General features: G+C 50.5%; 10 protein-coding genes and 1 pseudogene. 7 read left to right on the top strand and 4 right to left on the bottom strand.

Features of this window, described 5'->3' with window-relative positions:
* Window positions 1-1,550, bottom strand: a 1,550-nt coding sequence (locus IBX50_RS13295; RefSeq protein ID WP_292256572.1) for an acetoacetate--CoA ligase, incomplete at its 3' end; no start/stop codon positions are given.
* 211 nt (window positions 1,551-1,761) lie between these two features.
* Between IBX50_RS13295 and IBX50_RS13290 the strand changes: the two genes are divergently transcribed.
* Complete coding sequence (locus tag IBX50_RS13290) at window positions 1,762-2,226, top strand: chemotaxis protein CheX (RefSeq protein WP_292256569.1); 465 nt, start codon at window positions 1,762-1,764, stop codon at window positions 2,224-2,226.
* A 3-nt stretch (window positions 2,227-2,229) separates the two neighbouring features.
* Here IBX50_RS13290 and IBX50_RS13285 read toward each other — a convergent pair whose 3' ends face one another.
* Window positions 2,230-3,444: an HDOD domain-containing protein gene (locus tag IBX50_RS13285; RefSeq protein ID WP_292256567.1), complete on the bottom strand. Its 1,215-nt coding sequence runs from the start codon at window positions 3,442-3,444 to the stop codon at window positions 2,230-2,232.
* A gap of 165 nt (window positions 3,445-3,609) precedes the next feature.
* On the opposite strand from IBX50_RS13285, the gene IBX50_RS13280 reads away from it, so the two are divergent.
* Window positions 3,610-4,533, top strand: a complete 924-nt coding sequence (locus IBX50_RS13280) for a glyoxylate/hydroxypyruvate reductase A (RefSeq protein WP_292256565.1) — start codon at window positions 3,610-3,612, stop codon at window positions 4,531-4,533.
* Here IBX50_RS13280 and IBX50_RS13275 read toward each other — a convergent pair.
* Window positions 4,527-5,096 carry a Smr/MutS family protein gene (locus IBX50_RS13275; protein ID WP_292256564.1) on the bottom strand — a complete coding sequence of 190 codons (570 nt, stop codon included), beginning with the start codon at window positions 5,094-5,096 and terminating at the stop codon, window positions 4,527-4,529. The two genes, IBX50_RS13280 and IBX50_RS13275, sit on opposite strands and share 7 nt — an antisense overlap.
* A 62-nt stretch (window positions 5,097-5,158) precedes the next feature.
* On the opposite strand from IBX50_RS13275, the gene prmB reads away from it, so the two are divergent.
* From prmB to phaC, 5 genes are all read left to right on the top strand, one after another.
* Entirely contained in the window at window positions 5,159-6,109 is a 951-nt protein-coding gene (prmB, locus tag IBX50_RS13270) for a 50S ribosomal protein L3 N(5)-glutamine methyltransferase (protein WP_292256563.1), read from the top strand.
* A gap of 30 nt (window positions 6,110-6,139) precedes the next feature.
* The gene (gene aroC, locus IBX50_RS13265) at window positions 6,140-7,240 is read left to right on the top strand and encodes a chorismate synthase (RefSeq protein WP_292256562.1); all 1,101 of its coding nucleotides are present in this window, start codon (window positions 6,140-6,142) and stop codon (window positions 7,238-7,240) included.
* 201 nt (window positions 7,241-7,441) lie between these two features.
* The gene (locus IBX50_RS13260; RefSeq protein WP_292256559.1) at window positions 7,442-7,696 is read left to right on the top strand and encodes a DUF6489 family protein; all 255 of its coding nucleotides are present in this window, start codon (window positions 7,442-7,444) and stop codon (window positions 7,694-7,696) included.
* 189 nt (window positions 7,697-7,885) lie between these two features.
* Window positions 7,886-8,347, top strand: a complete 462-nt coding sequence (locus IBX50_RS13255; RefSeq protein ID WP_292256558.1) for a phasin family protein — start codon at window positions 7,886-7,888, stop codon at window positions 8,345-8,347.
* An 86-nt stretch (window positions 8,348-8,433) separates the two neighbouring features.
* Window positions 8,434-10,296 (top strand): class I poly(R)-hydroxyalkanoic acid synthase, encoded by a 1,863-nt coding sequence (phaC, locus tag IBX50_RS13250; RefSeq protein WP_292256555.1) that lies wholly within the window; start codon window positions 8,434-8,436, stop codon window positions 10,294-10,296.
* Between the two features lie 122 nt (window positions 10,297-10,418).
* Here phaC and IBX50_RS13245 read toward each other — a convergent pair.
* Window positions 10,419-11,001: pseudogene (locus IBX50_RS13245) on the bottom strand (hypothetical protein); the annotation flags it as partial.

Raw genomic sequence — 11,001 nt, 5'->3', positions numbered from 1 at the left:
GAACGGCCATGGATAATCATGCCGTCTTCCGGGGTGATTTCGGCGTAATCACCATGCGCCCAGATGTTGTCAAAACGCTCGAAGTAGGCGGCACGGTAACGACTGCCATCCGGATCATTCCAGAAACCAATCGGCATGGAGGGGAAGGGTTTAACACACACCAACTCACCCTTCTCTCCAATTACCGGTTGTCCGGCATCGTTATACACCTGCACATCCATACCTAATCCACGGCACTGCAACTGGCCGCGATACACTGGGCGGATGGGGCAACCCAGCGCAAAACAAGACACAATATCGGTGCCACCAGAGATAGAAGCCAGCAGCAGGTCTGGTTTGATGTCCCGATAAACATAATCAAAGGACTCATGCGACAGGGGTGACCCAGTGGAGAGGATGGCTCGGAGTTTGGGCAGGTTATGGGTTTTGCCCGGTTGTAATCCGGCTTTTTCACAGGCGGCGATGTACTTGGCACTGGTACCAAAGACTGTCACGTCTTCACGTTCGGCCATATCCCACAGGGTTTTGGGTTCTGGGGCAAAAGGGGAGCCATCAAACAACACCAGTGTGGCACCCACCGCCAGACCAGACACCAGCCAGTTCCACATCATCCAGCCACAAGTGGTGTAATAAAACAGGGTGTCATCGCGTGTCAGGCTGGTGTGTAACTGGTGTTCTTTTAAATGCTGCAGCAGCGTGCCACCGGCAGAATGAACGATGCACTTGGGCACCCCAGTGGTGCCGGAGGAATACATGATGTACAGCGGGTGATCAAAAGGCAGCTCGGCAAAATCAATTTCTTTGGCATCCGGGATACGAAAGTCATCCCACAACACGGCTTTTTGAATGTTACTGATATCCGGATGAGTCTCCAGAAACGGAAACACCACTACTTTTTCCAGTCCATCCAGTGCGTCGGCAATTTCAGCCACTCGCGGCAGACTGTTGATGCGTTTGCCGTTGTAAAGATAACCATCAGTGGCAAACAATACTTTGGGCTGGATCTGACCAAAACGATCCAGCACCCCGTTAAAACCAAAATCCGGTGAGCAGGATGACCAGATGGCTCCCAGACTGGCCGCCGCCAGCATCGCCATCAGGGCGTAATGGCAGTTAGGTACAAACCCCGCCACCCGATCACCGGGAGCCACACCCGCCTTCTGTAAGGCCAGTGCAATTTGTGCCACCTGATCATGCAGTTGGGCAAAAGTCAGGGAAACCCGCTGACCATCTTCACGCAAAGAAATCACCGCAGTGCGCTCATCCCGAAAACGCAGCAGGTTTTCCGCAAAGTTCAGCCGGGCTTCAGGAAACCAGCGGGCACCGGGCATTTTGTTGGCATTTTCCAGTACCTGACTGCCCTGTTCAGCGGCCACCACTTCACCAAACTCCCACATTAGTTCCCAGAATTCCTCTGAGTTGGCTACACTCCACTGATGCAGATCTTCATACTGGGTTAATGATTGCTGATAACGATCATTCACCCGCTGCATAAAAGCAGACAGGGGGCTGGATTCGATGGCGGTGGGCTGCCAAAGGGGCTGGGTCATGGTGCCTCCATATTTTCTTGTTTGTTATTGGTTTTGTTGGTATCAAATTTTCGATTTATATGGAGTAAAATAGCATTAGAGGAAGTTAACGTAAACGTAAACTTTGCGTCGCTTTTATCAGTCGGGCAGGGGTTTTTTATCAGATCACTCCCTTTTGCTTTTTCTTTGCGGTAAGCTTCGACTTTAACGTTTGATTTTAAAGGCAGGTTTTATGCGCGCAGATTTCATCAATCCTTTTTTGCATGCCATGATGAACGTGCTACGTACCATGTGCAACCTGCAGCCGCAGGTGGGTAAGCCGGTACTCAAAGAAGACAATATAGCTCGTGGCGTGGTAACAGGTTTTATCGATTTGATGGGTGAGCAGACAGCGGGTTCACTGGCAATCAGTTTCTCGGAGCCGGTTGCGCTGGATCTGGTGGAGCGAATGCTGGGAGAGCGCCCCAGCAAAATTGATGATACGGTTCGCGATCTGGTGGGTGAGATCACCAACATGGTGTCCGGTGGGGGTAAAAAAATCCTGTCCGAAAAGGGTTACGATTTTTACCTGTCCCAGCCGGTCACTTTTGTTGGAGAAGGTCACAAAATTCTGCACAGTGTGTACGGCCCCAAAATACTGCTGCCCTTTCACGTCGAAAGTGGCGACTTTGTAGTTGAGGTCTGCTTCCGTGAGTGATATTTACAGACCAAACATGGCACGGGTTTCTGCCAGCTGATCTGCTGCATCTTCTACTAGAATCAGGCTGAACTCAGGGGTTAATCCCTGAACGGCCAGTTTGCGGAAAGCTGGCACTTCATCCAGACGCGGAAAGCGGTATTGATCCTCTGTTCCAATCCGGCTGTGTAAACGAGCCACTTTTACCAGATCTGCAAGGGTTGCAGTGTCAGAGCTGGAATCAGCCTGCCAGTTGTTTTGCTGGCGTACGCTTTCAGTCAGTTCTGGATCAAAGTTCCAGTAATTCAGCAGCATTGCGCCTGCTTCCGGCATCAGCTCTTCCAGTATTTTTTCCATCTCTTCTGGATCGACCTCTGTCTCCTGATCAATAAACAGCAGGATAGCCAGCTCACCCAGGTTGTGTACCAGTCCCAGCAATAATGCCTGATCACCGGAAAGGTGACTGTGGTGCAGGGTCAGCAGCTGCGCAATGGCAGCAACACTGACTGATTGAGACCAGGTTTGAGTCATGCGCTGTTTAACCCAGGGGTGTTTGGCCTTGAACAGTTGGCGCAGCGAGAAGAGCATGACCAGCTGTGAGGTGGTATCCAGTCCCAGTCGCATAATGGCTTCAGCACAGGTTTTGCAGGAGGTGTTACGTCGATAAAAGGAGCTGTTGGCAGCAGCCACTAACTTGGCAGTCATGGAGGGATCTTTGTTCAGAATTCGTTCCAGATCTTCGAGTTCAGGTTCATCCTGTTCCAATACTTCGCGTACTTTTAATGCCACGCTGGGCAGGCTAGGCAGAGTAAATTTTCCCTGTTCCAATGCACTTTTCAGGCACTTGTGAAAGTGTTCTGCTGGTTTTGAAAAATGGTTGGATTCGTTGAGTGCTTCAATGGATGCCCGAACTTCGTTGGTCAGCAGTGCGCCGGAAATAACCAGCAACTGAGCCGCTGACTCACTTCTGACTTCATACAGGCAGGGTCGCAGGCGAGCAATACTTAACCTGGCTTCCTGTGAATCAGCCTTGATGATCTGTTTTTGTCCGTCTTCAGCAGTAAGACTAATGCTGCCTTGCAGTAAAAAAAACTCAATATCTGACTGGAATCCCAGTGGCAGAATGATTTCGCCGGCTTTTTGGCAGCGTTTGGATTTCATGCTGGCATTCAGCATGATCAACTGCTCGTCAGAAAGTTGTGAGAATTGTTCAAACTGGCGTAAATCGTTGAGTTTCATTTGGCATCATCACCTTGCTGTATAAACTTAACCAAAGGTAACACAAAGTTTGCATTTAGTTAACAAACGTTCATGTTTCAGCTTGTGCTCTGGCATTCTGCCGGATGAGTCACTAGGGTTATAGGATAGTTGATCCACTAACCCAATAAATGTTGGAGATGTTTTATGTTGTATCTGCACGTGGATAGCGGTCTGGACTCCTGGCGTAAAGCCTTTCATCAGCAGCAGCCTGACTTACAAGTTGTGGTTGCCGGGGATGACTTTGATCCTGCTGCCGTGCGCTGGGTTGCTGCCTGGAATCCACCGGAGGCTTTATTTGCAGGTTTCCCCAATCTTGAAGGCATCTTTGCGCTGGGTGCCGGTGTGGATGCTTTTGTGCGCCGTGATGATTTGCCTGCGGATATACCGCTGATACGCCTGCTGGATGCCGGTATGGCACAGCAGATGGTGGAGTATATCCTCTGGGCGCTACTCACCGTGCAGCGAGATTTTGATGTGTACGCACGTCAGCAGCAGCAAGGCATCTGGCAAGAGCAGATGGCTCGTTCTATGGGTGAGATGCGGCTGGGTATTCTGGGTCTGGGTGCGCTAGGTCAAAAAGTGGCACAGCAGCTGGCAGGATTAGGTTATAAGGTTGCCGGTTGGAAACGCAGCCCTTTGATACTGGAGGGTGTTCAGGTGCTGACTGGTGATCAGGGTTTTGATGATCTGCTGAAGCAGTCTGATGTGTTGATCAGTCTGCTACCCAATACGACACAAACCCGTGGTGTGTTAAATCGCAGCACTCTAGGCCGCTTGCCACAAGGTGCCGTGCTGGTGAATGTCGCAAGAGGGGTGCAGGTGGTGGATGAAGACCTGTTGCAACTATTGGATGAAGGGCATTTACGCCTTGCCGTGCTGGATGTTTTTCATCAGGAGCCGCTGGTGCAGGGGCATCCTTTCTGGCGACATCCCCGCGTGGTGATGACACCACACATGGCGGCGGCAACCCTGCCCGAGCCAGCTGTTGAACAGGTGCTGGGCAATCTGCAACGGCTGGCATCCGGGCAGGAACCGCTTGGGCTGGTCAGAGCGGACAGTGGTTATTGATTCTGGCGGTTACGGGTACGCAGTAGAATATAAACTGCCCCAGTGCCACCATCGGCGGGTTTTGCGGAACAAAAAGCCAGCACATCGGGCATCTGCCGTAACCAGGCGTTGACATGAGACTTGATGCTAGGCACTTCACCATCACGGTTGTAAGACTTGCCGTGTACCAACAGCAAACAGCGAAAACTTTTTTTGCGGCCATCACGAATGAAGTCGGTCAGCGCAGCACGGGCAGTTTCTATGGTGTAACCATGCAGATCCAGTCCTTCCTGCCATTCCAGCTGGCCTTTTTTCAGGCTTTGCAGGGTTTTTAATGGCAGATCCGGCAGATGAAACATCAGCTCTTCAGCTGGGTTGACCGGCAATACCTGGCCATCAGAAAGCCCGCTGCCAATCCGGTCAACCGGTTCATTGGCTGCCGCCTGACGACGATTCTCCAGGTTGATATCCTTGTTGCGTCGAGGTTTGCCGATGTCGGCACGATTCTGCTGGACTGGACGTACTCCCTTCATCAATTCACGAAATAAATGATGATCATCCGGGAGATCACTCTCAGGGCTCACTTTTAGCTCCTTATGGTAGACTTGTTGTAATGCTACCACGCTCAATCAGGAAAAACGCAGCCATGAATCAACCCATTAATCAATCCACTACTTCGCTGGTACAGGAACTCCAGACCCTGCGTGACTTTGTCCGCTGGGCGCTGACCAACTTCAACAGCCACCACCTGTATTATGGGCACGGCACGGACAATGCCTGGGATGAGGCTTTGCATCTGGTGCTGGGTAGCCTGCATCTGCCCTGGGACAGTGATGATCGCTTGCTGGATGCCCGTCTGACCCAGCTGGAGCGGGAAAAACTGCTGGAGTTAATCCGTCGCCGTTGTGAAGATCGCACCCCCTTGCCTTATCTTTTGGGTGAAAGCTGGTTTGCAGGTCTGTCATTCAAGGTGGATGCCCGTGTACTGATTCCCCGATCTCCGATTGCAGAGTTGATCCAGGATGGTTTTGCACCCTGGTTTAATGAAGACGAGGCACCGGCACGTATTCTGGATTTATGTACCGGCAGTGGCTGTATTGGTATTGCCTGTGCGTATGCCTTCCCAACAGCACACGTAACACTCAGTGATGTGTCTGAAGATGCGTTGATGGTCGCCAGTGAAAACATCAGCCACCACCATCTTTCTGACCGGGTGGTGTCAACCTCCTCGGATTTGTTTGCAGCGCTGGGCGGCGAAACCTTTGACCTGATTGTCAGTAATCCGCCTTATGTGGATCTGCGGGATTTGTCACTGATGCCAGAGGAATACCACCAGGAACCTGAACTGGCACTGGCTGCCGGCGATGATGGGTTGGATCTGGTGCGGATCATTTTGGCGCAGGCACGCAAACATCTGAACGAGGGTGGTGTGCTGGTGGTGGAAGTGGGTAACAGCGAGACACATCTGGAAGCCTTGTTCCCGCAAGTACCTTTTTTATGGGTAGAGTTTGAGTCAAATGCCAGTGGCGTATTTGTTTTAACCGCTGAGCAGCTGGACGAATTTCAGGCTGATTTTGATGCCGCCTGCAAACCTTGATTAATTCAAAAAGTTTACGGAAATTACACTATGTCGGGTAATACCTTTGGCAAGTTGTTTACAGTCACTACCTTCGGTGAAAGTCATGGTCTGGCGCTGGGAGCCATAGTAGATGGTTGCCCGCCGGGCATGGCGCTTACTGAAGCTGATTTGCAAGGCGATCTAGATCGCCGCAAACCCGGCACCAGCCAGCACACCACCCAGCGCCGCGAGGCAGATCAGGTGCGTATTCTTTCAGGTGTGTTTGAAGGTAAAACCACCGGCACCCCCATTGGCTTGTTGATTGAAAACACCGATCAACGCTCCAAGGACTATGGCAAGATCAAGGAACAGTTTCGTCCGGCGCATGCGGATTACACCTACCAGCAAAAATACGGCATTCGGGATTATCGGGGTGGTGGTCGCAGTTCTGCACGAGAAACTGCAATGCGTGTTGCCGCTGGTGCCATAGCCAAAAAATACCTGAAAGAAACCCTGGGTATTGAGATCCGTGGTTATTTGTCACAACTTGGCCCGATCAAGGCGGAGCGACTGGTCTGGGATGAAGTGGAGAAGAATGACTTCTTCTGCCCGGACCCCGATAAGGTGCCAGAAATGGAAAGCTACATGAAAGCCCTGCGCAAGGAAGGTAACTCGATTGGGGCAAGAATCCAGGTCGTGGCGCTGGGTGTGCCGCCGGGGCTGGGAGAACCCATTTTTGACCGGCTGGATGCCGATATTGCCCATGCCATGATGTCGATTAACGCTGTTAAGGGTGTGGAGATTGGTGCCGGGTTTGCCTGCGTGGAACAAAAAGGCACCGAGCATCGTGATGAAATCACTCCGGAAGGTTTTTTAAGCAATCACGCCGGTGGCGTGCTGGGTGGCATTTCCAGTGGTCAGAATATCGAAGTAGGCATAGCGCTTAAACCCACCTCCAGCTTGCACCTGCCGGGCCGCAGTGTTGATCTGCTGGGTCAGCCCTGCGAGGTGATCACCACCGGTCGTCATGACCCCTGCGTGGGTATTCGTGCCACACCCATCGCAGAAGCCATGTTGGCAATGGTGCTGATGGATCATCTGTTGCGTCACCGTGGACAGAATGCCGGCGTGGTGTCCGGCACACCCGTGATTCCAGCCAGTGCTATTTAGTTTTTTCTATAAGCAATTCAGCCTTTCCTGAGCGAAGGGCTGATATTTTCAGTGGTATTTCCTGTTTTTAATTTAATTTGGCTTGCTTTTTTCGTGTAGAAAGAATTCTCGTTTTACTTGGCCTATTTCGCAGTTGCGTTATAGGTGCCATACTGGTTAAATAAGTGATGGATCATTCACGGAATCAAGCGGAGGGCGCTCGTGAAAGTCAATATAGAGCTGGATATGACACCGGATGAGTTTCGTAAGGCGATGGGCTTACCTGATGTACAGCCTTTTCAGGATGAAATAATGAGAAAAATCAAGGAGCAGATGGAGGCCGGTGTCGAAGGCTACGATGCTCTCTCTTTGTTTAAACCCTTTTTTTCTCAGAGTTTTGACTCCATGGGCAGCTATCAAAAAATGATGATGGATCTGCTTGCAAGCTACGGCCAGAGCGGTAGTTCATCGCGTTAAGTTTCTCTTTTTTTGGTGATTGCAGAAGATTCATGTTGAAGTCACCGGAATGCAATAACAATAAAAGATACTAATAAAGTATCTTGCTAAAGATAGGCCTAAATTTAAACGGTGTGCAGCTTTGGCTGTAGCCAATTTATTCAGGGGGTTATCCCCCACTCTAAACTAAAGCAGTAAAGGAGCTAAGCCATGATTCAAGATAAAGCCATGCAAGAAAAGATGATGAATGCTTTCACTGAGCAGACCAAAAACATGTACAACCCACTGCGTAAAATCAATGCGCTGCTGGTTGAAAACATGGAAAAAATGACTGATTTCCAACTGGAAGCACTGAAGTCCTACAGCCACATGGGTCTGTCCCAGATGAAGCAGGCCACTGAGGTCAAAGATGCTGACGGCGTTCGTGACTACAGCACTTCTCAGGCTGAGCTGATGAGCACGCTGAGCAAGAAGGTTCTGGAAGATGCCAAAACCATGGCTGACATGAGCATGGAATTCAAAACTGAAGTTGAAAAGATCCTGGAAGAGTCACGCGCCAAAGCTTTTAACAAAGCCGCTGAAGAGACCAAGGCTGCTGCCAAGCCTGCCGGTGCTGCTGCCGGTGCTGCTGCCGGTGCTACTGCTACTGCCAAGCCAGCTGCTGCCAAGTAATAAGCCCTAGGCTTGAAAAACAATAGTTTATTGAAAAAGGGGCTAATCAGCCCCTTTTTTATTTGTGCATTCAGGGGAGATGGTGAATGACCGAACAAACCAAAGACCAGCAGCCAGATCAGGTAGCTTTTGATCCTGCTGAAATGTTCGAATGGATGACTAAGGCCAACGAAAAGTATCAGGCTGTAATCACACAGCTACTTAACCGCAATGAAGGCGGTATGAGTGATTCCTCCAGCTCGGTTTTCAGTGATATGGGAGAAAACTTTCAGCAGCTGGGCGAAAAGCTGGCGTCTAACCCCATGGTGCTGTTTGACGAACAAATGAGTCTGATGCAGGGTCAAACGGAGTTGTGGCAAAACACGGTACGTGAATTGCTGGGTGAGAAGGACGTTGATGCAGTGATTGAACCGGCACAGGATGATCGCCGTTTCACCGATCCTGAGTGGACGGACAATCTGATTTACAACTTCATCAAGCAGTCTTACCTGCTTTATGCGCGTTGTATTTTAAATGTTGTGCATGGTGTGGAAGGCCTCAACGATCATACTCGTCAGCAGGTGGATTTTTATGCCCGCCAGCTGGTGAATGCGCTGTCACCGTCCAATTCCATTTACACCAACCCGGAAGTGATGCGTCGCACCATTGCAACGCGTGGACAGAACTTGTTAAAAGGCATGGAACAGCTGGCCAAGGATTTAAAAGGCAGTGCTGAAGGTCTGAATGTGACCATGACCGATATTAATGCCTTTAAACTGGGTGAAAACGTGGCTACTACACCGGGTCAGGTGGTTTTCCAGAATCGTTTGATCCAGTTGATTCAGTACAAACCAACCACGGAAAAACAGTTCAAGACCCCTTTGCTGGTTGTTCCACCCTGGATCAACAAGTACTACATTCTTGATCTGCGGGAAAGCAACTCACTGGTTAAGTGGCTGACCGATCAGGGGCACACGGTATTCATCATTTCCTGGGCTAATCCCGGTCCATCCATGCGTGATTATGGCTGGGGCGAGTACATGAAAGAAGGCCCGATTGCGGCCATGGATGCAATCAAAGAGCAAACCGGTGAGCCGGATGTGAATATCATCTCCTACTGCATCGGTGGTACTCTGACATCATCCACCCTGGCTTATCTGACTACTAAGAAGCAGGAAAAGCGTGTTAAGTCGGTGACTTACATGGCAACGCTGCAGGATTTCTCCGAACCAGGCGAAATCAGTGTGTTTATTAATGAAGCCAGTTTGCGTGGTATCGAGAAACAACTGGATCGTAACGGTTATCTCGATGGTCGTGCGATGGCGTTCAGCTTCAACCTGTTGCGTGAAAATGATCTGTTCTGGTCTTTCTTCATTAACAATTATCTGAAAGGTGAGCGGCCAGCTGCATTTGACCTGCTCTACTGGAACACCGATGGCACCAACATGCCAGCAGCCATGCACAAGTTCTACTTGCGTAACATGTATCAGCATAATCGTCTGATTCAGCCAGGTGGTATTGAAGTGGATGGTGTGAAGATTGATCTGAGCAAGATCAAAACCCCAGCCTACTTTGTATCCACCATTCAGGATCACATTGCCCAGTGGAAATCCACCTACAAGGGTGCCCAGGTGCATTCTGGTCCGGTCAAGTTTGTACTGTCTGGTTCCGGCCATATTGCCGGGGTGGTTAATCCGCCCAACAAGGTGAAATATGGCTTCTGGATCAACGATAATCTGGCAGATACACCGGATGCCTGGTTTGCTGGTGCTGAGAAGAACGAAGGTTCCTGGTGGCCGAACTGGCAGAGCTGGATCACTGAGAACAAGTATGCTGATCCCGCCACTCAAGTGGCAGCTCGTGAACCGGAAAAAGGCAAGTTGAAGGTGATTGAAGCTGCACCGGGTAGTTATGTGAAGCTGAAGATTCCTGATGTACTCAAGGCTGAGTTGCTGCCGCAGAAGCAGTAACAAAGACCAGTGATCTACCGTGTTGTGTAAACAACCTGGTCAGACAATAAAAAACCCGCCTTATAAGCGGGTTTTTTATTGGTTGCCTGATCAGGGATTAGGCGGTTTTCAGCGGATAGCTGTTAGTTGGACTCTTGTGAATTCTTCAGTTCTTCTTCCAGCTTCTTGCGGCGGCGTACTTCACGAGGGTCGTTGGGTGCACGTCCGGGTAGTGGCTGGTAACCGGGCAGGTGATCAAAGTTGTCTACAGCAACAGTTTGAGGGGCGGCTGATTCTGTAATCTCAGCGACTACTTCCTCAGCAGGTGCTTGTGGCTGCTCAGGCTCACTGTTTACAGTCTCAACAACCACTTCAGCGGCAGGAACTTCGGTTACTACCTCTGGCGCTGCTGGCTCAACAGGAGTTTCAATCACTTCAGCAACTGTTTCAACTGAATCTGTCTCGATGGGCAAGTCATTGTTTTCTGACTGATTCTGACGGCTGCGACCACGGCCTCTTCTTGGTTTGGTCTGTGCTTCGTCATTCAGGGTTTCTTCAGACGTTGCCTCAGCAGCCACTTCTTCGATCACTGTTTCAACCTGAGCGGTTTCAGCTGTGGCCAGTGCCTCAGCAGCAACAGCCTCAGTGACGTCAGTGGCGGGGAGTTCGGTAGCAACTGGTGTTTCTACAGCGACTGGTGTTTCTACCGCTGCTGGTGTTTCTACC

It is taken from the genome of Marinospirillum sp., assembly GCF_014859565.1.
This window is presented reverse-complemented; position numbering and strand designations above follow the sequence as displayed.